The 22,744-nt window shown below is 71.1% G+C and carries 21 protein-coding genes; 11 read left to right on the forward strand and 10 right to left on the reverse strand.

Features of this window, described 5'->3' with window-relative positions:
- The first annotated feature begins 21 nt into the window (after nt 1-21).
- Both ACIA6A_RS22360 and ACIA6A_RS22365 read left to right on the forward strand, forming a co-directional pair.
- Nucleotides 22-360, forward strand: coding sequence for a PadR family transcriptional regulator (locus ACIA6A_RS22360; RefSeq protein ID WP_396099716.1), 339 nt, complete (start codon nt 22-24; stop codon nt 358-360).
- Nucleotides 360-1,544 carry an HAAS signaling domain-containing protein gene (locus ACIA6A_RS22365; RefSeq protein ID WP_396099717.1) on the forward strand — a complete coding sequence of 395 codons (1,185 nt, stop codon included), beginning with the start codon at nt 360-362 and terminating at the stop codon, nt 1,542-1,544. Before ACIA6A_RS22360 ends, ACIA6A_RS22365 begins: the two co-directional genes overlap by 1 nt.
- Nucleotides 1,545-1,580: 36 nt before the next feature.
- Here the strand turns inward: ACIA6A_RS22365 and ACIA6A_RS22370 are convergent, their stop codons facing one another.
- Both ACIA6A_RS22370 and ACIA6A_RS22375 read right to left on the reverse strand, forming a co-directional pair.
- Nucleotides 1,581-3,260, reverse strand: coding sequence for a DNA repair helicase XPB (locus tag ACIA6A_RS22370; RefSeq protein ID WP_396099718.1), 1,680 nt, complete (start codon nt 3,258-3,260; stop codon nt 1,581-1,583).
- Nucleotides 3,261-3,430: 170 nt separating this feature from the next.
- Complete coding sequence (locus ACIA6A_RS22375; protein WP_396099719.1) at nt 3,431-5,866, reverse strand: helicase-associated domain-containing protein; 2,436 nt, start codon at nt 5,864-5,866, stop codon at nt 3,431-3,433.
- Between the two features lie 86 nt (nt 5,867-5,952).
- Between ACIA6A_RS22375 and ACIA6A_RS22380 the strand changes: the two genes are divergently transcribed.
- The 3 genes from ACIA6A_RS22380 to ACIA6A_RS22390 all read left to right on the forward strand — a co-directional run bounded on the left by ACIA6A_RS22380 (nt 5,953) and on the right by ACIA6A_RS22390 (nt 7,208).
- Entirely contained in the window at nt 5,953-6,147 is a 195-nt protein-coding gene (locus ACIA6A_RS22380) for a hypothetical protein (protein ID WP_396099720.1), read from the forward strand.
- On the forward strand, nt 6,144-6,758 hold the full coding sequence (locus ACIA6A_RS22385) for an HAD family hydrolase (protein WP_396099721.1): 615 nt from the start codon (nt 6,144-6,146) through the stop codon (nt 6,756-6,758). The genes ACIA6A_RS22380 and ACIA6A_RS22385 overlap by 4 nt, the downstream gene beginning before the upstream one ends.
- A 63-nt stretch (nt 6,759-6,821) precedes the next feature.
- Complete coding sequence (locus ACIA6A_RS22390; RefSeq protein ID WP_396099722.1) at nt 6,822-7,208, forward strand: cold-shock protein; 387 nt, start codon at nt 6,822-6,824, stop codon at nt 7,206-7,208.
- A 69-nt stretch (nt 7,209-7,277) separates the two neighbouring features.
- Here the strand turns inward: ACIA6A_RS22390 and ACIA6A_RS22395 are convergent, their stop codons facing one another.
- The 3 genes from ACIA6A_RS22395 to ACIA6A_RS22405 form a co-directional block, all read right to left on the reverse strand.
- Complete coding sequence (locus ACIA6A_RS22395) at nt 7,278-8,096, reverse strand: 1,4-dihydroxy-6-naphthoate synthase (RefSeq protein WP_396099723.1); 819 nt, start codon at nt 8,094-8,096, stop codon at nt 7,278-7,280.
- Between the two features lie 152 nt (nt 8,097-8,248).
- Nucleotides 8,249-8,938, reverse strand: coding sequence for a futalosine hydrolase (locus tag ACIA6A_RS22400; RefSeq protein ID WP_396099724.1), 690 nt, complete (start codon nt 8,936-8,938; stop codon nt 8,249-8,251).
- On the reverse strand, nt 8,935-10,818 hold the full coding sequence (locus ACIA6A_RS22405) for an MFS transporter (RefSeq protein WP_396099725.1): 1,884 nt from the start codon (nt 10,816-10,818) through the stop codon (nt 8,935-8,937). Before ACIA6A_RS22405 ends, ACIA6A_RS22400 begins: the two co-directional genes overlap by 4 nt.
- Nucleotides 10,819-10,903: 85 nt before the next feature.
- On the opposite strand from ACIA6A_RS22405, the gene ACIA6A_RS22410 reads away from it, so the two are divergent.
- Nucleotides 10,904-11,746 (forward strand): DUF3027 domain-containing protein, encoded by an 843-nt coding sequence (locus tag ACIA6A_RS22410; protein ID WP_396099726.1) that lies wholly within the window; start codon nt 10,904-10,906, stop codon nt 11,744-11,746.
- Nucleotides 11,747-11,934: 188 nt separating this feature from the next.
- Here ACIA6A_RS22410 and ACIA6A_RS22415 read toward each other — a convergent pair whose 3' ends face one another.
- A complete protein-coding gene (locus ACIA6A_RS22415; RefSeq protein WP_396099967.1) occupies nt 11,935-12,147 on the reverse strand; it encodes a DUF2530 domain-containing protein in 213 nt (70 codons plus the stop codon).
- A gap of 277 nt (nt 12,148-12,424) precedes the next feature.
- Here ACIA6A_RS22415 and ACIA6A_RS22420 point away from each other — a divergent pair, with 277 nt between their 5' ends.
- The 3 genes from ACIA6A_RS22420 to ACIA6A_RS22430 all read left to right on the forward strand — a co-directional run bounded on the left by ACIA6A_RS22420 (nt 12,425) and on the right by ACIA6A_RS22430 (nt 15,832).
- Nucleotides 12,425-13,900 (forward strand): NCS2 family permease, encoded by a 1,476-nt coding sequence (locus tag ACIA6A_RS22420; protein ID WP_396099727.1) that lies wholly within the window; start codon nt 12,425-12,427, stop codon nt 13,898-13,900.
- Between the two features lie 99 nt (nt 13,901-13,999).
- On the forward strand, nt 14,000-14,443 hold the full coding sequence (locus ACIA6A_RS22425) for a MarR family winged helix-turn-helix transcriptional regulator (RefSeq protein ID WP_396099968.1): 444 nt from the start codon (nt 14,000-14,002) through the stop codon (nt 14,441-14,443).
- A 63-nt stretch (nt 14,444-14,506) separates the two neighbouring features.
- Nucleotides 14,507-15,832 carry an MFS transporter gene (locus tag ACIA6A_RS22430; RefSeq protein ID WP_396099728.1) on the forward strand — a complete coding sequence of 442 codons (1,326 nt, stop codon included), beginning with the start codon at nt 14,507-14,509 and terminating at the stop codon, nt 15,830-15,832.
- Here ACIA6A_RS22430 and ACIA6A_RS22435 read toward each other — a convergent pair.
- Entirely contained in the window at nt 15,809-16,483 is a 675-nt protein-coding gene (locus ACIA6A_RS22435) for a FadR/GntR family transcriptional regulator (protein WP_396099730.1), read from the reverse strand. The two genes, ACIA6A_RS22430 and ACIA6A_RS22435, sit on opposite strands and share 24 nt — an antisense overlap.
- A 23-nt stretch (nt 16,484-16,506) precedes the next feature.
- Here ACIA6A_RS22435 and ACIA6A_RS22440 point away from each other — a divergent pair, with 23 nt between their 5' ends.
- On the forward strand, nt 16,507-17,691 hold the full coding sequence (locus ACIA6A_RS22440) for an MFS transporter (protein ID WP_396099731.1): 1,185 nt from the start codon (nt 16,507-16,509) through the stop codon (nt 17,689-17,691).
- A 94-nt stretch (nt 17,692-17,785) separates the two neighbouring features.
- On the forward strand, nt 17,786-18,235 hold the full coding sequence (locus ACIA6A_RS22445; RefSeq protein WP_396099732.1) for a hypothetical protein: 450 nt from the start codon (nt 17,786-17,788) through the stop codon (nt 18,233-18,235).
- A gap of 749 nt (nt 18,236-18,984) precedes the next feature.
- Here ACIA6A_RS22445 and sepH read toward each other — a convergent pair.
- From sepH to serC, 3 genes are all read right to left on the reverse strand, one after another.
- A complete protein-coding gene (gene sepH / locus ACIA6A_RS22450; RefSeq protein WP_396099733.1) occupies nt 18,985-20,073 on the reverse strand; it encodes a septation protein SepH in 1,089 nt (362 codons plus the stop codon).
- A gap of 208 nt (nt 20,074-20,281) precedes the next feature.
- Nucleotides 20,282-21,556 (reverse strand): pyridoxal phosphate-dependent aminotransferase, encoded by a 1,275-nt coding sequence (locus ACIA6A_RS22455; protein ID WP_396099734.1) that lies wholly within the window; start codon nt 21,554-21,556, stop codon nt 20,282-20,284.
- Between the two features lie 61 nt (nt 21,557-21,617).
- Complete coding sequence (gene serC / locus ACIA6A_RS22460) at nt 21,618-22,739, reverse strand: phosphoserine transaminase (RefSeq protein ID WP_396099735.1); 1,122 nt, start codon at nt 22,737-22,739, stop codon at nt 21,618-21,620.
- Nucleotides 22,740-22,744 lie beyond the last annotated feature (5 nt).

Here is a 22,744-nt window from a genome sequence, read left to right on the forward strand (position 1 = left end):
GCGCAAGGTACCGTGTGACGCATGGCGGATGTCGCGCAGCTTTCGACCGGCTTACGGCGCGGAACCCTCGAGTTCTGCGTCCTCGCCATGGTCGAGCACGAGGACCGGTACGGCACCGAGATCGTGCGCCGCCTCGGCGACGAGGACACCCTTGCCGCCTCGGAAGGCACGATCTACCCCCTGTTGTCCCGCCTGCGCCGAGCGGGCTGGCTGGACAGCAAGTGGAGCGAATCCCCCTCGGGTCCACCCCGGCGCTACTACACGCTGACCGACGACGGCCGGTCGGCACTGGAACACTTCCGCGTCGAATGGACCTCGTTCCGTCAGACCGTCGACCGTCTCGTAGGGACCGGTGAGTGATGAGCACCGCCAAATGCGACGACCTCGTCGCCGAATATCTGCAGGAGCTCACCCAGCACGTCCGCGACCTGCCCGTGTTGCAGCGCCGCGAACTGCTGCGCGACCTCGAGGCACACATCGCCGACGAGCGTGGCACCCACCCGGAGGCCGGTGAGACGGAGCTGCTCGAGATCCTGGAACGCCTCGGCAGCCCGGAAGCGATCGCGGCGGCGGCCTTCGAGGAGGCCGGTCTGGGCCGAACCGCCAATCAGCCGGCAATTCTGGCCCTGGCCGGAGCCGCCGTCTTCGCGGGCGCGGCAGCCCGCTTCTCCGGCCGGGCCGTAGTGATCACCGCCCCGACCTCAGCACCCCCAGCCTCGGCACCCCCAGCCCCGGCGGGTGCGGCTCCGGCTCCGGCTGCATCGGAGGCGGGAGCGAAAGCGCCGGCTTCGATCGTGTCGGGCCTGGACATTCCGGTCGCGGGCGCTGACGCGGACCTGTCTGCTGTTCCTGGCGCCTCGGCGGAGGGTGCCGGGCCCGCCACGCCCGCGTCGGCTGACGCTTTCGCGGTCAAGTTTGCTTCCGGGGTGGCCACGCCCGCGGGTGCGGGTTCGGTGACGCCGCCGGACAAGCCGGAGGTCTACATACCGCCTCCGCCCACTCCGGAGATGTATGTTCCGCCGCGGCCGGCTCCGGTTGTTCCGCCGCCCGCCGACCGGGTCGGGGCGACAACCCAGCGACCGGATGTGGGCGGGCGACCGGATGTGGGCGGGCGGCCGGATACGGGTGGGCGACCGGGTGCGGGTGACGGCCGGGCGGCCGGATCCGCCGGGCGGGGAGCGGGGCGGCCCGGGCCGTATCCGCCTGGCAGGGCGGGCGGGCAGCACCCGTTCATGGCGGGTACTCCGTTCATGGTGGACCCGCCGTTCATGGGGGGATCCTCGTTTGTCGGCGTGCACCCCGTCCGGGTGGGGGAGCCGCGGCGATCGCCGTGGATCGCGGTGCTCATCGCCGGGGCGTTCGGGCTGCTCTTCACCATTGTGCTCGCCTGTTTCGGCGGCGCGTTCCTGATCGGCGGTGAGAGTGCGCAGGAGGCTGTGCCCGCGCCCGCCCCGGTGGTGTCGATCGAGAACGGCGGACCGGTAGCTGATCCGCTGCCACCGGAGACACCCACCACCGTCGCGCCCACCGCTACGGCCGACTGAACCCGGCCACCCCACGGGGGTGGCCGGGGTGCTCTCTCAGTCGATCTGGGGGAGGGCCGGGCCGAGGATGTCGTCCGCGTCCACGATCTTGTAGGCGTAACCCTGCTCGGCGAGGAAGCGCTGGCGGTGGGCCGCGTACTCGGTGTCGATCGTGTCGCGGGAGACCACCGTGTAGAAGTGGGCCTGGCGGCCGTCGGCCTTGGGGCGCAGGACCCGGCCGAGGCGCTGGGCCTCCTCCTGGCGGGAGCCGAACGTGCCCGAGACCTGGATCGCCACCGCGGCCTCGGGCAGGTCGATGCTGAAGTTGCCGACCTTGGAGATGACCAGGGTGCGCAGCCGGCCCGAGCGGAACTCGTCGAAGAGGCGTTCGCGTTCCTTGTTGGTCGTCGAGCCCTGGACGATCGGGGCGTCCAGGTATTCGCCGAGCTGGTGGAGCTGCTCGATGTAGCCGCCGATCACCAGGGTCTGGTCGCCGGCGTGCTTCTCGACCAGCGCCCGGACCACCGGGAGCTTGGTCCGGGCGGTGGCCGCGACCCGGTAGCGCTCCTCGGCCTCGGTCACCGCGTACGTCATCCGTTCCGCGTCGGTGAGGGTGACCCTGACCTCGGTGCACTCGGCCGGCGCGATCCAGCCCTGGGACTCGATGTCCTTCCAGGGGGCGTCGTACCGTTTGGGCCCGATCAGGGAGAAGACGTCGCCTTCGCGCCCGTCCTCGCGTACCAGAGTGGCGGTCAGACCCAGTCGGCGGCGAGCTTGCAGGTCCGCGGTGAAGCGGAAGATCGGTGCCGGGAGCAGGTGGACCTCGTCGTAGATGACCAGGCCCCAGTCGCGGGCCCCGAACAGGTCGAGGTGGGTGAACGCACCGCCGCGGCGCGAGGTCAGCACCTGATAGGTGGCGATGGTGACCGGGCGGATCTCCTTGCGTTCGCCGGAGTACTCGCCGATCTCCTCCTCGGTGAGGCTGGTGCGGGCGATCAGCTCGCGTTTCCACTGCCGGCCGGCGACCGTGTTGGTGACCAGGATCAGCGTGGTGGCCTGGGCGGTCGCCATCGCGGCGGCACCGACCAGGGTCTTGCCGGCGCCGCAGGGCAGCACCACGACGCCCGAGCCACCCGCCCAGAAACCGTCAACGGCTTCCTGCTGGTACGACCGCAGCGTCCATGCTGGCACGCCGTCTCGGCCGGACTCAGCCAGCGAGATCGCGTGCGCCTCGCCATCCACGTAGCCGGCGAGGTCCTCGGCCGGCCAGCCGAGCTTGAGCAGCGCCTGCTTGAGCCGGCCCCGCTCGGAGGGGTGCACGACGATGGTCTCGTCGTCGACCCGGGCGCCGAGCATGCCGGCCAGCTTCTTGCTCTTGGCCACCTCGATCAGCACGATCTTGTCGAGGCCGCGCAGGACCAGGCCGTGCACGGGGTCGTTGGTGAGCTGCAACCGGCCGTACCGGTCCATGGTCTCGGCGATGTCGACCAGCAGCGAGTGCGGGACCGGGTAGCGGGAGTATTTGATCAGGGAGTCCACGACGCCCTCGGCGTCGTGGCCGGCCGCGCGGGCGTTCCAGAGGCCCAGCGGGGTCAGCCGGTAGGTGTGCACGTGCTCGGGGGAGCGCTCCAGCTCCGCGAACGGCGCGATCGCCATCCGGCACGCCTTCGCATCCGGGTGGTCGACTTCCAGTAACAAGGTCTTGTCGGACTGCACGATCAGAGGTCCGCCGCTCACCAGGTGCCCTTCCACGAACGAGAGAAGACCCTCCAGTCTGACACGGCGCCGAGAGCCGCGAAGAAGGTTGATTCCGTGTGCAACGCTTCGGCCCGGCCGGGCGTTTATCCCTTGGACGGGTGGGTCGCGCGCGATGATCATCGGGGGCGCGCGAACCCAGCCCTCGTCCGCTACTCCTCTTCGAGCACCGCCGCGGTCACCCGGTGCAGCGCGAACGTGTGCAACGTCTCCGTCCGTTCGTCCTCGGCGCGCAGGTAGCCGGCGCTGACCGAGACCGGGCGGACCAGCCGGGACAGCGTCGCACCGTGCGTGTCGACGTACCCGACCCAGACCCTGACCTTGTCCCGGACCGCCTGCTGGAGCACCGCCATGGCCTGCGTGTGCGCCTGCACGGAGGTCAGGCCGGGCACGCTCTGACCGTTCGCCGCGCGCACGGTGACGGGTGCGCGGCGGGCCGCCCGGGTGGCGATGTCGCCGCGCCGGATCTGTTCGACCACCCCGGCCAGTCGCGGGCCGGCCAGCGTCGGGGGTCCGGCCTGGTCGCCCAACCGGGCGGACACCGGGGTACGCGACGGAGCGCGCCGGACCTTGGGCCGGCTGAGAACGGCGGCACCGGCCGCGTCCTCGGCCACCGGGGCGTACCCGGCATCGCGCAGCGCCCCCAGGAGCCGGGCCAGCTGCAGCGGGGTGACCAGCACGGTCGGTGCCAGCCGCCGCAGCAGCAGCGGGCCCAGCCGCTTGTCGGCCAGCACCTGCGCGACCAGGGCCTCGTCGTCGCTGCGCAGGTAGGAACCCGCCGATCCGGTACGCAGTCCGCCGTGTTTGCGGGCGGCATCGTCGATGAGATACGTCAGGGTTTGCGGGATCGGGGTCCGCGAACGACGCTGGAACAACGCGTGCAGATCGCCCGCCGCGTACCCGACGTCGAGGGCCCGCCGCACGCTCGCCGCGGTGACCCGGTGCACGCTCGCGCCGCCGCCCGACTCCAGCTCGGCGACGATCTCGAGCTCGGCCGCCAGCTCCGGCTCGGGCGGCCCGGGCACGACCACGGACAGGTCGGCCTGCACGAGCACGTGGTCGACCGGCGCGGGGATGAGCGCGTCGAGCGTGCGCACCGTCTCGGACGCGCCCGGGACCCGTCCGCCGTCCGGGCCGGTGCCCAGCGGGTCGTGGCTGTCCGGGTCGCCGCCGGACTGCAGCAGGCGACCGTACGACGTGATCGCCCCGAGCCCGGTCACGCCCAGGAACGCGGCGCTGGTCAGGGCATCCCGGTGCGCGGACTCGCGCCCGCGGGCCCGGCGCGGTGCCTGCCACGACAGCAGGCCCAGGACGTCGTCGGGGCGGGGGGCGGTGCCCGGGGGCAGGCCGATCAGCGCGGCGAGCGCCTCCCGGCGGGCTTGTGGGGCACCGGAGCGTTCCGCGTCCGGGGCAAGCACGTTGATCGGGCGGTCCCGGTCGTCGCGCTGGCCGATCAGGCTGGTCTGCCGGGTCATCGCCAGCCACGAGTTGGCCAGGGCCTCCCAGCGCTGGGCGATGCTCAGGGCGCGCCAGAGGTCGTACCCCCCGGTGGGCAGGAAGATCTCCTCCTGCGTGCCCGTCGCCCGGCTCGTGGTGACCCCGCGCCCGGTGCCTGTGACATCTGTCTCACCGAGCAGGCCGGCGGCATGTGCAACCTCCAGCAGCAGCCCGGTGGTCGGCTCGTCGAGGCCCGCGGCCCGGCTCAACCGCTTCAGATCACGGACGCCCAGGCCACCGGTCTTGAGCACCACGGCCGGCTCGGCGGCGAGCGCGTCCAGCAGCGCCTCGGTGTTCCGGACCGCGTCCATGACCTGCCCGGCACCGGCCGAATCCACCGATTTCGGATCACGGACCGTGCCCGCCGGCGCCGGCGGGACCGGCCGCAGCTCGCCCAGCGGCCCCGAGTCGCGACGCAGCAGCATCCCGATCTCGCGCGGCAGCTCGACCAGCTCACCGTCGCCGCGTGGGGCCCGGCCGACCTCCGTGACCTGGACCAGGACGTGGTTGTCGAGCAGCCACCGCACCGGCTCGGCGATCCTGCCGCCGGCCGCCAGCGCACCGACCGGCGGACCCGCGGCCAGGCGATCGAGCACGGCCCGGGAGGCGGGCGGGGCGGCGAGGAGCGTACGCCGGAGCTTGGCCCCGTCCGCGCACAGCGCCGCGGCCTGGGGATCCAGGTAGTCGGCGGGACGCCCGAGACCCGCGGGATACGGCGAGGTGACCTCGTCGACCGCGCTCACGACATGCATCGCGTCCTCGGGGCCGAACAGCAGGAAACGGTCCCGCAACCGGCTCACCGCCGCGCGTACGTCATCGTCGGCGACGCCCGGGGTGAGCTGCAGGATCTCGGCGACGGAGGTCAGGGCGGTCTGCTCGGCCCGGCTCAACCGGGCGGCGTCGAGCACAGCGAGGGTGAACTCGTCGAGCGCGTCCAGGCAGCGGGAAACGGAACCCCGGGACTGGGCACGCACGGCGAGAGCGGAGACGTCGGCGGGAACGGGCACGACAAGATCGGGACGCACCTGGATAAGTGCGCCCAGAGCCTCGTCGGAGAGTGCCCTCAACTGATCGGCGAATGCGGTGGCCATCGCATCCAACGCTAACCGCCGTGGGACGATGATGAGGGGTCCGGGGCGTGGCCGGGCCGAACGACGACCCAGGGGAGATACCTGTCGTGGCACAGAAGAAGACGCCGGCACCTGCCACCGAGGCCAACTCCGGCACGGTTTCCGGCACGATCAAAGAGGGTCACATCGAGGTGTCGGAGCTCTTCGCGACCCGCGCGGCCGCTCCCTCCCCGTTCGGCGACGACCAGACCTTCCCGCTGCCCGTGGACCGCCTGACCCACAAGCCGTACGGCATCAAGTGAGCGCTCCCGCCGTCGGATTCGATCTGGACATGACCCTGATCGACTCCCGGCCCGGGATCAGAGCCGCCTACCGTGCCCTCAGCGAGCGGACCGGCGTGTACGTCGACGCCGACCTCGCGGTCACCCGGCTGGGCCCGCCGCTGCGCACCGAACTGGGCCAGTGGTTCCCCGCCGACCAGGTCGAGGACGCGGTCACGACGTACCGGGGGCTGTACCCCGACTACGCGATCACGCCCTCGGTGCCCACCGTGGGGGCGGTCGCGGCGCTCACGTTCGTACGCGAACATGGTTTCCGGGTCGTGGTCGTGACCTCCAAGCTGGGCCGGCTCGCGGCCCTGCACCTCGACCACCTCGGCCTCGCCTACGACGAGCTCGCGGGCGACCTGTTCGCCGAGGGCAAGGCGACGGCGATCACCGAGCACGGCGTCCGCTGGTATGTGGGCGACCACACCGCGGACATGATCGCGGCCCGCACGGCTGGGGTGCCGGGCATCGGCGTGGCCACCGGACCGTGCTCCCCGGCCGAGCTGATCGAGGCGGGCGCCGACCACGTGCTCGACGACCTGACATCGCTCCCGGAACTCCTCGCGAAGATTACGGTTGGGACCTGACGCACTCGCTGGATAACCTTGCCGTGAGCAAGTGAGTCCATTTGAGTGAAGTTGAGGTCAGCGGTGCCCACGGGTCGAGTGAAGTGGTACGACGCGGCAAAGGGATTCGGCTTCGTCACCAGCGACGAGGGCGGAGACGTGTTCCTGCCCAAAGGCGCCCTGCCGGCCGGGGTCGACGACCTCCGGGCTGGCCAGCGAATTGAATTCGGTGTGGTGGACAGCCGCAAGGGCGCTCAGGCCCTGGGGGTGACGGTGCTCGACGCCCCACCCTCGGTGGTCGAACTGCGCCGCCGCCCCGCCGACGAGCTGCACAGCATGGTCGAGGACATGATCAAAGTGCTCGAGCTCAAGGTCCAGCCGGACCTCGGCCGGGGACGCTACCCGGATAAGCGCTCCGCACAGAAGATCGCCCAGCTGGTCCACGCGGTGGCGCGTGAGCTGGAGGTATAGCCACTGAAAGGCCGTCCACGCCGATGGGCGGCCTTTTCGGGGCCTTTCGCCAGGTCAGCGGGCCTTTTGTCAGGTCAGCAGGCTGGGGACCGGCGGGGTGATGCCGGCGGCGGCCGCGCGGCTCAGCAGGGCGTCGGCGGCGGCCAGGCCGTCCTTGCCCAGGTCGAGCGTGAACTCGTTGACATAGAGCTTGATGTGCTGCTGCACCACCTCAGGCTCCATCTCCTGCGCGTTGGCCAGCACGAACTCCCGGCTCGCGTCCGGGTCGGCCCAGGCCATGCTCACCGAGGTGCGGATCCACTCGGCGGCCTGCTGCGCATCGACGACACCCTTGCGGGCGAGGATCGCGCCCAGCGGGATCGGCAGACCGGTGTCGGACTCCCACCACTCACCGAGGTCGACGAGCGACGACAGGCCATACCGCGGGTAGGTGAACCGGGCCTCGTGAATGACCAGGCCGGCGTCGTAACGGCCCTCGGCCACCCCCGGCATGATCTCGTGGAACGGCACCACCTCGATCTTGGCGGGCGGATTTTCCGCGGACCACAGGCGGAACAGCAGGTAAGCGGTGGTGCGGTCACCCGGGACCGCGACGGTCGCATTGCTGAGGTCGCCGTCGTGCCCCTGCTTGGTGAGCACCAGGGGGCCGCAGCCCCGGCCGAGCGCGCCCCCGCACTGGATCAGCTCATAATCGTCGAGCAGCCAGGGCAGCGCCGCGAAGCTGACCTTGACCAGATCGAACTCGCCCCGCTCAGCCGCGGTATTCGTCACATCGACGTCCGCGAACGTCAGATCGACCGCCTCGGCGCCGGGGATGAGCCCGTGCACGAGAGCGTGGAAAACGAACGTGTCATTGGGACAGGGCGAGACCGCCAGCGAAAGTGCCACGCCCCTCACGGTAACGACGCGAACGGCAGGACACGCCTACCGCACGGTGTCTGACTTGCCACACGTCGGATAGGCCACAGTCGGCGGTACGCACACCCGGCCCGATCGTTGCGGCGACCCTCTCCCCAGGACCCGGCCGGTTGTCCACAGGGTTATCCACAGGCCTGTGCGGCGGCGTGGGTGAGCGCGGAGAATGCTTCCCGGAGGCGCCAGGAGGCCCGGTCGCGCGGGCCGATCGGGTTCGAGATCGTGCGAAGCTCGGCGAACGGAAGGCCGGCGGCCTGAGCCGCACAGGCGACCCCGTAACCCTCCATGGCCTCGGCCGCGGCATCCGGGAAGCGGGCCTGGAGGGCGGCGGCGGTCGCGGTGGTGCCGGTGACCGTGGCGAGCGTCAGGACATCACCCACGACGGCATGAGGGAGGGCGGATGACAGAGCCGCGAGCAGGGCGGGATCGGCCACGATGACGCTGCTGCCGAAGCCCAGCTCCTCGATCGGGATGAATCCGGTCTTTGTCGTCGGCTCGGCTGTTTCGGCCGGCCCGGGGGTCTCGGCTCCCAGGTCGGCGGCGATGGTGCGGGCCGCCAGGACGGTCGCGCCGACCTGGGCCCGGCCGATGAAGCCGCCGGCTATCCCGGCGCTGATCACCGCTGTGTAGGGGACGCCGCGTGCCTCGGCGAGGGCGAGAAGCCTGGCTGTTCCGGCTGCCGCGGCGGCCGGGCCCACTCCCACCGCCGCCACGTGGACGTGCCCTGCGGCCGGCTCTGCGGCTTGGGCCAGACCGGCTCGGACGGCTTCGGCCTCTGGTTCCACCGCGGTGACGATGAGCAGGTGCGTTGTCACTTGTCCGCCTCATCGGGGTGGGTGCCGTTGGCGGTCGTCGCGGAGGACGGCCGATAGACGTGGTACCCGGGCGGGGCCGGGGCTTCCTTCTTCGGCTCCTCCGTGTGGGGGCGCCGGGGTGGTTCGGCCGCGGGCGGTTCCGGGGTGGGTTCTGGTGCCGTGGCCTGCGGTTTCGGGCCGGAGCGAGAGAACAGGCGGCGCTTTTTCGGTTCCGGCGCGGGCGGGGGTGTGGCCTGCTGAGGGGCGGGGCTCCCGGCCGCTGGCGCCGGGCTGGCGGGCGCTGGGCTGGCGGGCGCTGCGCGCGTGGGCGCTGGGCTGGTGGGTGCTGCGCGGGTGGGCGCTGGGCCGGTGGGGGCTGTGTCGGTCGGGGGCCGGGGTGGTTCCATGCCCAGGCGTGGGTCGCTCGGGTCAAGCCTGGAGCCGTCCGCGGCCAAGCGGGGGTCGTCCGTGGTCGGCCGGGCTTCGTCCGGGGCCCACCGGGGGTCGTCAGGGTCCAGGCGGGGGTCGTCCGGGGCCAGGTCCGGGCGGCCGTGAAGGCGTTCCTTGTGGAGGCGGCCGGCCACGATGGTTCCGCGTACGGCTGCCGCCACCGTGAAGACCGCTGCCACGATGATGCCCAGGTGGCCGTTGAGCGGGATGATGCCGACCGCTCCGCCGAGCACCCAGGCGATCATGAGGACCGTTTCCGAGTGGGCGAAGGCGCTGGCCCGGAGGCGTTCCGGGACCCGTTCCTGGATGCTGGCGTCGACCGCGAGTTTGGAGATGCCGCTGAAGACGGCGGCCACGAGGCACAGCAGCGCCACCATGGGCAGGTTGAAGAAGATGGCGGACAGGACCGCCACGCCCGCGGTCAGGGTGAGGCCGCTCGACTGCAGGGCCACCGGGCGGCGGATGCGCAGCCGGGTGCCGACCGCGGTCGCCAGGAAGGTGCCCACCGCCAGTGCTCCGCCGACCACGGCCACCGCGCCCTGGCTGCCCACCTCCCGGCCGAAGATCACCGTGCCGAGGCCCCCGGCTTTGACGGCGAAGGCCAGATAGAGCAGGAGGAAACCGTACAGGCATCGGAAGCTGGCGCTGCCGATCAGCGTGTTGATGACCAGGCTGCCGGAGAGCGGGCGGTCGGTGCCGCGGCGCAGGCGCAGCATCGTGCGGAACGGGCGGGGGACCGCTTCCGGCGGGTCGGAGTCGGCGCGGGGTGGCAGGCGCAGCGCGACCACCATGCCGATCAGGAAAATGATCGAGGAGACCCGCAGCGGCCACTGCGGACCGAACTTGAACGCGAGCAGGCCGATCGGGGCGACCACCGCGCCCGCGAACGTGCCGTAGACGCTGGCTCGCGCGCCCACCTGGGACAGACCGACGCCTTCCGGCAGGAGACGGGGCACGGCGGCGGAGCGGGCCACGCCGTACGCCCGGGAGAGCGCGAGCACCCCGAAAGCCGCCGGATAGAGACCCCAGCCGAGCAGGTTGTCCGAGATCACGTACGCGAGGAAGGCGCGGCCGAGCATCGTCGCCGCGAGGGCGTAGCGGCGGCCGTGGCGGAAATGGTCGAGCAGCGGACCGACCACCGGGGCCAGCAGGGCGAACGGCACCATCGTGATCAGCAGGTAGAGCGCGACCTTGCTGCGGGCCTCGCCGAGCGGGACGTTGAAGAAGATCGTGCCGGCCAGGCCGATGGTGATGAGCAGGTCGCCGGCGCAGGAGAGGGCGTGCAGGTCGAAGAGGCGGATCATGCCGACCTCGTTGGCCGCGCCCCGGGCCCGGGCGTCACCCACCCGGCGGGTGGCCCACGCACTGCCGCGCAGGCCTCCACGCACCAGTATCCGCATCGCCTTGACACTGGTGCCGACGGTGCGTCCGATCGTGGGAAGCAGCGGCATCGCCCCATCCTTTCTCATCGCCGCCAGCTCCGGGAGGGCGGCGTACGTACATATCTGGGGGAGTCGTTGTTGCCGGGGTTGGTGGGTGGGGGACAATGGACGAGTGACGACCAGGACCGCCGGAATTCGTGCCGCCCGCCTCGACCAGGTCTGTGCCGACGCGGTCGGGGTTGCCCGCGGCGCCATCACGGAAGTGGATCCCGTCGACATCGGGGACCACATCGAAGCCGTGGCCGAGGGTGACCGGGTCGTGACCCATTTCTTCGAGAGCCATCTCGTCGGCTACAAAGGCTGGCGGTGGGCGGTGACCGTGACCCGGGTGCCCCGCTCACGGCACGTCACGGTCTGCGAGACCGTGCTGCTGCCCGGCCCGGGAGCGCTGCTCGCCCCCGGCTGGGTGCCGTGGAACGAGCGGGTCCAGCCCGGCGACCTCGGTGTCGGCGACCTCATGCCGACCTCCCCCGACGACGACCGCCTCACCCCGGGCTACGTTCTCAGCGACGACGCCGCGGTCGAAGAGGTCTCCTGGGAGCTCGGTCTCGGCCGTTCCCGCGTCATGTCCCGCGAAGGTCGGATCGAGACGGCCCAGCGCTGGTACGACGGCGACGCCGGCCCGGAGGCCCCGATCTCGACCGCGGCTCCCCGCAACGCCCGCTGCGGCACCTGCGGTTTCTATCTCCCGCTGGCCGGCCCGATGCGCTCGATGTTCGGCGTGTGCGGCAACCTCTACGCCCCCGACGACGCGAAGGCGGTCAGCGCCGACCACGGCTGCGGCGCCCACTCGGAGGCTTTGCTGGGTTCGTCCGAGCAGCCGGTCGAGGAACTCCCGACGGTCTACGACGACAGCGAGGTCGAGTCGGTGGCGGTCAGTCGCGCCCACGGCTCGGTCGAGGCCGGCGAGCCCGCCGAGGACTACGGCCACAGCTGATCACCGCGTCGGTCGGCGGTCGGTAACCCGGGAGAGAACGAACGTTCTTTCTTGAGGGGGTTTCGGCGTAACCGGAGACGGCTGGGTGGCTGAGCGCCAGGGCGCGGCCTGGTGGGCGGCGCGGCCTGGTGGGCGGCGCGGCCTGGCGGGGCTGGGTGGCCTGGCGGGGCCCAGCGGGCCGGTGGTGGTCAGGCCGGGTCGGTGACCGTGAACTCGGGGTGGGTGAGCGCCCGGCGGGTTCGGCGGTGTGCGTCGTGGACCAGCATGGTGATCAGGCCGGGGATGCCGCAGATCACGCCGGCCAGGCAGGTCCACAGCCAGGAGTCCCGGGCGCCGGTGAGGAGCAGGATCACTCCGGCCACGACGAAGATGGCTATGCCGCCGAGGGCGAACGGGACCATCGGAGGGTCCAGGGGTTCGACCCGCGGTTTGGTGCCGGTCACCGCGTCCAGGCGGGACGGGCCGTCCGGACGCGATGGGCCATCCGGACGCGATGGGCCATCCGGGAACGAGCCCGCCGGGGACGGGGTGGGGGACAGGTCAGCCACGCTGTCGAGACTACGTCCCGGGAGATCGCCGGTGGGGGCTCGTGACGGTTGTAACACTTCCGATCTTTCACCGGGAGTCCGGCTCTGATTCGATGCGCGTAACGATGTGATCCTGCGTGGAGGCGTATACATGGCCGCTCCTACCGCCGATGCGAGTGTTGACTCGTCCGGGCGTACACCTAAGAACGGTTTTGATCGGTTTTTTGAGATAACGAAGCGTGGCTCGACGGTGGGGCGTGAGGTGCGGGGCGGTTTTGCCACGTTCTTCACGATGGCCTACATCGTGGTGCTGAATCCGCTGATCCTGGCCGCGGGCGTGGACGCTACCGGGGCCCAGCTGCCGGTCACCGCGCTCGCCGCCGGCACCGCGCTGGTCGCCGGTGTGCTGACGATCGTGATGGGGGTCGTGGCCCGGTTCCCGCTGGCACTGGCCGCCGGGCTGGGCGTGAACGCGCTCGTCGCGTACGAGATCGCGCCTGAGATGACCTGGGCCGACGCGATGGGCCTGGTGGTGATCGAGGGTGTGCTGATCGCCGTGCTGGTGCTGACCGGGTTGCGGACGGCCGTCTTCCGGGCCGTGCCCACCCAGCTGAAGACCGCGATCGGGGTCGGCATCGGCCTGTTCCTGATGATCATCGGTCTGGTGGACGCGGGCTTCGTCCGGCGGATCCCGGACGCGTCCGGCACCACCGTGCCGGTCGAGCTGGGTATCGGCGGCAAACTGACGAGCTGGCCGCTGCTGGTGTTCTGCCTGGGCCTGATCCTCACGCTGGTGCTGTTCGTGCGCAAGGTGAAGGGTGCGATCCTGATCGGCATCCTGGCCTCGACCGTGCTGGCGATCATCGTGGAGGCGATCGGCCACATCGGGCCGTCGTTCGTCGACGGCAAGCCGAACCCGGCGGGCTGGTCGCTGAATGTGCCGACGCTGCCCGACAAGATCGTGGATGTGCCGGACCTGTCGCTGCTCGGCAAGTTCAACGTGCTCGACTCGTGGAGTGACACGGGCTTCCTGGTCGTCATCATGTTCGTCTTCACGCTGCTGATCACGGACTTCTTCGACACGATGGGCACGATGGTGGCCGTCGGTCAGGAGGGTGGTCTGCTCGACGACGAGGGGATGCCGCCGCGGACGAAGGAGATCCTGCTCGTCGACTCGGTCGCCGCGGCGGCCGGCGGTGCGGCCAGCGTGTCCAGCAACACGTCGTTCATCGAGAGTGCGTCGGGTGTCGCGGAAGGTGCCCGTACGGGTGTCGCGAACCTCGTCACCGGCGTGTTGTTCCTGCTGGCGATGTTCCTGGCACCGCTGGTCACGGTGGTGCCGTTCGAGGCGGCGTCGACCGCGCTGGTCGTGGTCGGCTTCCTGATGATGGTCGGGGTCCGGCAGATCGACTGGACCGATTTCGAGATCGCGATCCCGGCGTTCCTGGCGATCACCCTGATGCCGTTCACGTACTCGATCTCGAACGGCATCGGCGCGGGCATCATCTCCTACGTCGTGATCAAGCTGGCCGTCGGCAAGGCCCGGGAGGTGCACCCCATCCTGTACGGGACGGCGGTGCTGTTCATCCTCTACTTCCTGCGTGGTCCGCTGGAGACGCTGCTCTGACAGCGCGTGTGGTCACCGGGCACGTGAATGCCCGGTGACTACAGTCATAGGTGTAAACGATGTCGTTAGCCAAGCTCATTAGCTAGGCTAAATAACGTGATGGAGCGGTCGGTGGCGGAGCGGGCAACAGCCGAGCAACTGGCCATCTCGTTGCGTGAGTCGATCACGCGCCTCAACCGGCGGGTCCGGCAGGAACGTCCGGTCGGTGATCTGACGTTCAGCCAGCTCTCCGCGTTGACCAGTTTGCAGCTGGCCGGGGCGCTGACCCCGCGGGAGCTGGCCGACGTCGAGCGCGTCCAGCCACCGACGATGACCAAGATCGTCGGCAAGCTGGAGGAGCGGGGCCTCGTCGCGCGGACCCCCCACCCGACCGACCGCCGCCAGGTGATCCTGGCCGCGACCGAGCAGGGCCGGGCGGTGTACGCGCAGTTCGAGAAGCAGCGCAACGAGTGGCTCGCCCAGCAGTTGGACGAGCTCACCCCGGAGGAACGGGACACCTTGGAGCACGCGGCGCAGATCCTGCACCAGGTCGCCCGGGGTTGAAAGCCCGTCGTTCGTTCCGTCACATGGCGATGACGCGTACGACGATGGAGGAGGCGCACCCGAGTGCGGGAAGTGCTGAGCACGACATTCAGTTCACTGCAGGTCCGTAACTACCGGCTGTTCTCCACCGGCCAGCTCGTGAAGCTGCTCGGTGTGTGGATGATGTTCACCGCGCAGGACTGGCTGGTGCTCGACCTCTCCGGGAATTCCCCGAGTGCGCTGGGTTTCGTCACCGCGCTGCAGTTCCTGCCGGTGCTGCTGCTCACGCTGTACGCCGGGAAGCTCGCCGACCGCTTCGACAAGCGCAAGCTGCTGGTGATCGCCAACGCCGTGTTCGCCGCCACGGCCATCCTTTTCGCGATCCTGGTCGCCAGCGGGGTCGTCGTACTCTGGCATGTCTTCCTGTTCGCGGGTCTGTTCGGTATGGCCAACGCCATCGAGACGCCGGTGCGCCAGGCATTCGTGTCCGAGCTGGTCGAGATGCGGCTGCTGCCGAACGCGCTGGCGCTGTCGGCGGCGGCGTTCAACTGCGCCCGGATCGCCGGTCCCGCCCTGGCCGGCCTGTCCCTCGCGATCTTCGGCACCGGTCCGGTCTTCCTGATCAGCACCGCACTCGCGGTCGCGCCGATCTTCAGCTACACGGCGATGCGCGCCGCCGACCTGTACCGCTCGGGCCGCGAGGTCAAGAAGGGCGACGCGAAGATCATCGATGGTCTGCGGTACGTGGGGCGCCGGCACGACCTGATGGTGCCCATCGTGCTGATGGCGGCGGTCGGCGCGATCGGCTTCAACTTCCCGGTCACCCTGGCCGCGCTCGCGAAGATCAACTTCAACGCCGGTCCGTCGACCTTCGGTCTGCTGACCACGGCCCTCGCGGTGGGCGCGCTCGGTGGGGCGCTCGCGGGCAGCGGACGCCGGAGCAGGCCCGGACCGTACGTGGTCCTGGGCGCGGCGATCACGTTCGCGGTGTTCGAGGTGGCCGTGGGTTTCGCACCGAACTTCATCGTGGCGATGATCCTGCTGGTGCCGACCGGGTTCTTCTCGATATACCTGGCGCAGGCCGCCAACCACCGGGTCCAGATGGGTGTCGACGGCGAGTTCCGGGGCCGGGTGATGTCCCTCTACGTGCTGGTCTTCCTGGGTACGACGCCGATCGGCGCCTCCCTGGCCGGTTGGTGGGGCGAGCACTTCGGGGTGCCGTCGAGCATCTGGGCGGCCGGCATCTTCTGCTTCGTGGCGGCGGTCTCGGCGCTGATCTGGCAGCTGCGGGTCAGCGGCGACCGGCTCACCGTGCAGGCCGCGCCCCGGCCGCACCTCACGCTCGTCCGGTCGATCCCGGAGGAGCCCCTGGTCGCGCCGCGGGTGTCAGTCGCCGCTGACGCGGCCTGAGATGTGGGCCGCGGCCTCGGCGGTCGCGGCCGCCGGGTCGGCCGCCCGGATCGCCTCCAGCAGGCGGCTGTGGTCCATGTACTCCTCCGGCTGCAGCGCGACGCCGAAGTGCCGGCTCAGTGACTCCCGGATGACCTCGCCCAGGTCGGCGTAGAGCTCGATCAGCACGTCGTTGTGCGAGGCGGCCACCACGGCCCGGTGGAACGCGGAGTCGGAGTCCACGAAGCCGTCCCGGTCGGCCGCGGCCCAGGCCGACTCGCGTTGCGCGTACAGATCGTCGAGGCGTACCAGGTCGTCATCGGTGCGGCGGCCGGCGGCGAACCCGGCCGCGGCGATCTCCAGGGTGCCGCGCAGCTCCCGTACGTGGGCCGGGTCGGCGGTTGCGAACCGGCGCTGCATGACCCCGGCCAGCTCGCTGGTCGCCACGACGTACGTGCCGGAGCCCTGCCGGATGTCCAGCAGGCCGTTGTGGGCGAGCGCCCGGATCGCCTCGCGGACGGTGTTGCGGGCCACCCCGAGCGACGCGACCAGCTCGGGCTCGGTCGGGATGCGCGAGCCCACCGGCCACGCACCCGAGGTGATCTGCTGGCGGAGGCGGGTGATCACCCGTCCGGAGAGGGTTTCCGCCCGGGGCACCGGTCCCAAATTCATCCCATGATTCTATGATGGGCTCCATGAGTAACGCCAGTACCCGCGCGATGGCGCCCTCCCGTGTCCTCGCCCTCGGCGGGCTGCTGCTCATGGCGATCAGCCTGCGCCCCGCCGTGACCAGCCTCGGGCCGGTCCTCGAGGAGGTCCGCGCCGGCCTCGGCATGAGCGCGTCCGTCGCCGGGCTGCTGACCTCTATGCCCGCGGTCTGCTTCGCCCTGATCGGCTCGTCCGCGCCGCTGCTGGCCCGGCGCTGGGGCCCCGGCGGAGCGATCGCCCTCGGCGCCGGCGCGCTCACCCTCGGGCTCGCGGTCCGCCCGTTCGCCGGCGGCGCCCCGCTCTTCCTCGCCCTCACCGCCCTGGCCCTCGCCGGCATCGCGCTCGCCAACGTGCTGCTGCCGGTCGTGGTCAAACAGTGGTTCCCCGAGCGGGTCGGGATGGTCACCGGCCTCTACTCGGTCGCCCTCAACCTGGGCGCGTCCACCGCGGCGGCGATCACGGTCCCGCTCACCGGCGCCTTCGGCGGGGACTGGCGGTACGGACTGGGCGTCTGGGCTGTCGTCGCGGCCCTCGCGCTCCCGTCGTGGATCCTGCTCGCCCGCCGTCGCGACCGTGGCCCGGCCGGCGCCGGTGAGGTCGCCGTGCGCCTCCGGAGCAACCCGATCGCCTGGTCACTGGCCGTCTACTTCGGCCTGCAGTCCACGTCGGCGTACGTGATCATGGGCTGGCTCCCGCAGATCTTCCGCGACGCGGGCCTCTCGGCGGGCACCGCGGGTCTGCTCTTCGCGACGACCTCGGTGCTCGGCGTGCCCCTGTCGTTCGCCCTGTCCGCGGTCGCCGGCCGGCTGTCCCGGCAGAGCGAACTCGCCGTCGTCATCGCCCTCTTCGGCCTCGCCGGGTACGCCGGGCTCTGGGCCGCCCCGGCCGCCGCCCCCTGGCTCTGGGCCGCCCTGCTCGGCGTGGCCAACTGCTCGTTCCCGGTGGCACTCACCATGATCGCGATGCGCGGGCGCACCCCCGCGATGGTGGTCCGCCTCTCGGCGTTCGCCCAGAGCACCGGATACCTGCTCTCGATCCCCGGCCCGATCCTCGTCGGCGTCCTGTACGACCGGGGCGGCGACTGGCACCTCCCGCTCGCCCTGATGACCGTCCTGATGGTCCCCCAGATGGTCGCCGGCTACTTCGCCGGCCGTGACCGTCGCATCGGCTGACCGTTGTCCATCCCGCCGCTGTCGGAATACTGGCAGGTCAAGTCATCCGAACGGCCATGTCTGTTCGCATTCCGGTTGGCTTAACGTCGAGCGAGTGGCAATCACGCACATCGAGGTGCTCGTGACGGCGCTGGCGGCGCTGATCGTTCTGTCCCGCCGCGCCACCGCCGTCACGCGCCCGGAAGGAGCAACTTTGCGCCGCGCGTGGGACCGGGAACAACGGCGGGACGCCGCCGACTACGGCCACCTCAACCGCCGGCTCGGCAACGGGGGTGCCTGGACCCGGCCGCCCCGGCCCGATCCGGGCATCGACCAGATCGCCGCCGACCTGCGCCGGCTCGGCCGCGAACGCTTCTGCGGCCTCTGCACCGGCTCGGCCCGGTGGCACGCCGCCGTGCTCCTGGCCTACGACAACCGGCTCCAGGTCGCCAGCCAGGCGCTCGGCGTCACCCAGCGCCTCGCCGGGCTGCGCGGCATGGACCGCGAGCTGGAACGCATGCGGGTCGAGGAAGAGCTGCGGGCGGCCGGTCTCCGGATCCGCTAGGTGCGGCTCCCCGTGGCCCTCTGACCGCCCGGGCAGCTGCGTCATGGGGCGGGTGGGCTGGCCGCTGTGGACACAGGGCACATCGCGCTGGCATTGAGCGGGTGCCGGCCCTGACCGGGGCGCAGACGGTGGTGCCCTGGGGCCGGGCGCTGCGAATACGCGGTGCGGGAGAGTTCAACGGCCGGGTGACCTGGGCGGTCGTCGAGGGCAACCTCGGCGACTTGAACCGAAATATCCGACATGCGGTCGCTGGGTGGTGGCTCCCGCGCGGTCGGGGAATGAAAGCGCGGCGGCCGGCGATCGGCCTCGGGCCGCGCAGTCGGTGTCCCGCCGGTTGGCCTGGGGCCGCGCGGTCGGTGTCCCGCCGGTTGGCCTGGGGCCGCGCGGTCGGTGTCGCGTCGGTTGGTCTGGGGTCGTGCGGCTGGTGTCAGGCCGTTTGGCCTGGGGCCGCGCGGCTGGTGTTGCGTCGGCTGGTCTTGGGTCGCGCGGTTGGTGTCGGGCCGGTTGGTCGTGGGGCGCGCCGGTTGGCCTCAGGCCGCGCAGTCGATGCCCGCTGATCGGCCCACCACGCGCCGGTGCCTACCGACCGGCCTTGAGCCACGCGGCCGGTGCCTGCCGCCCAACCTCAGGTCGTGCGGCAGTTAGCACGGCGGGGAGCGGCCTTTTTGTGCTCGTCTCACCAATCGAATACGCCCGGGACCCGGGCATGCTCGCGGCGCTCGACGGCTATGTGGGCCCGCTGGTGGTCGTCAGGAGCTTTCGCGGGCGGCCGGGCCTCCGCCGAAGAGGACGTCGTCCCAGCTGGGGAGCCTCTTGCGCGGCTTGGTCGACTCTTCGGACTCGTTCTCGTTCTGGGTGGCCCCGACTGTGCGGCGGGGGCGGAGGACCGCGAGGCTGGGGACGGCGGGGACTTCCTTGGGGAGGTCGGCGTCGTCGTCGAAGGCTGAGCCGGCTCCGCCGCCGAGCAGGGCCGCGGCACCGCCCGCGACGGGGCGGCGGGAGGTTTCCTGGGGGGCGGGCTCGAGGCCACGGCCCGGGCGGTCGTTGCCGAGGGGGCGGTCGAGGGAGGCCAGGAGGGCGTCCCGGCCGGCTCGGATCGGGTCGCGGGTCGTGCGGGGGCCGTCGTTCTGGGGGAGGCCCCGGCCACCGCCGCGGATCGGCTCGGGGGCGCGGGGGGCTCCGGGCAGGCCGTGGCCGCCGCGCTCGTGGGTGGTGCGTTCCGGGGCCGGTTCCTGGCCGAGGATCGGGGTGGGGCGCTCGGCGCACAGGTACTGCGCCATGTCGTCGTGCGGGGAGACGACCTGGCGGGCCTTGTCGAGGTTCCAGATGGCCTGGGCGGTGGCCTTGCCGGACGGCCAGGTGGCGAGGATGCGCCAGGTGCCGTCCTCGCGCCGGAACGCGTCCCAGGAGATCTTCTCGGTGTCGATGCCGTGCTGGGCGAGCCGGGCGTCGACCACCTCGGCCAGCGGGGCGCCCGAGTCGGAGGTCTTCAGGCGGGTGCGGCGGGCGTGCTGGGCGAGCATGGCCCGCTCCTGCAGCACCGGGCCGGCGTAGCGCAGGACCCGGTCGACCGGGACGCCAGCGACGCGGGCGACGTCCTCCGCGGACTCGCCGGAGCGGATCCGGGCCTGGATGTCGCGCGGGGACAGGGTCGCCATGTGCTCGGCGTTGGCGACGGCCACGGCGGTGCCGGCCGCGACGGCCGAGCCGTTCCCGTCGTTGACCAGGGCACCACTGATCCGGTCGTCGATGGGCAGAGCGAGGAGCCGGCCAACCTCATCGGCGAGCACCAGGGCCTGACCGTCCTCGGAGAGGGCGACGAAGCGTACTGGCCGCATGCGTTGCCTCCATCCCGTAGCTGGCCTGTGCTCCCGAGAGTCAGCCACCCGGGCGCGTTTCGGAACACGGTACGCGCCTCGGTCACCCAATGGTGGTAAGCCACGCCGTCAATCCGCTGCGGTCGAACTCATTGACCTGCAAAGGTGATCTTTTAATGCCCAGAACCGAACGATTTATACGGATGAGTTCGGACGAGGGCAACCCGCATCAGCCGTTCGCGGCGCGCCGGCCCGCGTACTCGGTGGTGCGGTGGGCCGGGTACTGGATCAGGTTGTCGGGCTGGTCGTCGACCGCCGCGCTCCAGCCACGGCGGGTCTCCACGGGCTCCTCCTCGTACGCCGGCTCCTGGTATGCCGATCGCACCCGGAACTGGCGCCCGTAGTCCATCATCCCGTCGAGCAGGCGGTCGACGTCGCGGGCCGGGCGGACCACCAGGCGCATGAACTGGCTGGTCATGCCGAGCTTATTGCCGCACTCCCGGGTGTACACGCCGTGGTTGGCGACCAGGTAGTCGCGCAGCCCCACGCCCGACCACTCGGTCGGGAGCTTGACCAGGATGAAGTTGCCCTGGGAGGGGAACACGGTCAGTCCCGGCACCCGCGCCAGTTCGGCGGCCATGGCGCGGCGGTCCCGGCTGAGCAGGCGCAGGCTGTCCTCGTACTCGTCCTCATGGTCCTGGATCATGTAGACGACCTTCTCGGCGAGCGAGTTGAGGTTCCACTTCGGCAGCGCCTTGGCGATCTTGCCGGCGATGGCCGGGTTCGCCATGAGGTACCCGAACCGGATGCCGTGCAGACCGAAGTTCTTGCCCAGGCTCTTGAGGACGACCGCGTTGGGACGGATGACGGCGTCAGGACCGACCGACGGGTACGGTTCGGCGTCCGAGAAGTCGATGAACGACTCGTCGACGACCACCAGGTCGAGGTCGGACAGCGCGTCCATGAAACGCACCACATCGCGCCGGGCGAGGTAGTTGCCGTCCGGGTTGTTGACGTTGCAGACCACGGCGACCCGGGAGCCCCGGTCGCGGATGAAGCGCACGTAGTCCTCGAGGTTGAGCCGGAAGCCGTCGCGTTCCTGCAGCGGGAACATGTCGACCCGCTTGCCGGTCTCCAGCGGCTGGTCGGTCCACCGGCCGAACGTCGGGATCGGGATGGCGATGCTCTCCTTGATCAGGAGGTGGTCGATCCACGTGATCAGCTCGGTGGAGCCGTTCGCCATCGCCACGGTCTGCGGGTGCAGGCCGAGCACGGAGGCGAGCTTCGCGGTGATGCTGTGCGAGTCGCTCGGGTAGTACTTCAGGATGTTCTTGAGGTCCCGGGAGAGCTCGTCGAACATCTCCGGCGTCGGGAAGTACGGGTTGCACGGGATGCAGAAGTCGACGATCTCCGCACCCTCGCCCGCACTTCGAGCAAGATCGAAATAGGAGGCACTGTGTGCTCCCTTGTGCAGGATCGAGGTGTCGATTCCGGTCCGTGCCATCGCGCCTCCCGACGTCAGCAACATTGCCGGTCGTCAGTACGGGCGAGGGCCCCTCAGCGGTTCACGTCCGGTCGATGATGAAATCGATGCATCGGGTGAGCGCCTCGACGTCGGCCGGGTCGACGGTGGGGTACAACGCGACGCGGAGCTGGTTGCGGCCCAGCTTGCGGTAGGGCTCGGTGTCGACGATGCCGTTGGCGCGCAGGACCTTGGCGATCGCCGCCGCGTCCACGCCGTCGGCGAAGTCGATCGTGGCGACCGCGTTGGAGCGCAGGGCCGGGTCGGTGACGAACGGGGTGGCGACGGGGGAGTTGTCCGCCCAGCCGTAGACGGCTGCCGCGCTGTCGGCGCTGCGCTTGACCGCCCAGCCGAGGCCGCCCTGGGCGTTCATCCAGTCGATCTGCTCGGCGGCCAGGAAGACCGTGGCCAGCGCCGGGGTGTTGTAGGTCTGCTCCAGGCGGGACTGCTCGATCGCGGTGACCAGGTCGAGGAACTGCGGGATGTAGCGGCCGGACGCCTTGATCTCGAAGGCCCGCTCGATCGCGGCCGGGGACATCAGAGCGATCCAGAGGCCGCCGTCCGAGCCGAACGCCTTCTGCGGGGCGAGGTAGTAGACGTCCGTCTCGGTCAGGTCCACGTCGAGGCTGCCGCCGCCCGAGGTGGCGTCGGTGAGCAGCAGCGCGCCCGGGTCGGCGCCCGCGACGCGCTTGACCGGCACGGAGACACCGGTGGACGTCTCGTTGTGCACGCTCGCGTATGCGTCGACGCCGGCCTCGGCGGTCAGGTAGGCCGCGCTGCCGCCGGGGGCCTTGTGCACGGTCGGCTGGGCCAGGAACGGCGCGTCGGTGACCGCCTTGACGAATTTGGCACCGAACTCGCCGAACTCGGCGAACTGGGCCTTGTCGCGGATCAGCCCGAACGTGGCGGTCTCCCAGAACGCGCTGGTGCCGCCGTTGCTGATGATCACCTCGTAGCCGTCCGGGGCGGAGAAGAACTCCGCGATCCCGCCGCGCAGCCGGGCGACCTGGTCCTTGACCGTCCGCTGCCGGTGCGAGGTGCCGAGGAACGTGGTGGCCACCCGGGCGAGCGCCTCGACCCCCTCGGGGCGCACCTTGCTCGGCCCGGAGCCGAATCGGCCGTCGACGGGCTTGAGGTCGTCGGGGAGGCGGATCGGCTCAGTCACAGGGG

The organism is Actinoplanes sp. NPDC051494, assembly GCF_044454705.1.
Lineage (GTDB): Bacteria > Actinomycetota > Actinomycetes > Mycobacteriales > Micromonosporaceae > Actinoplanes.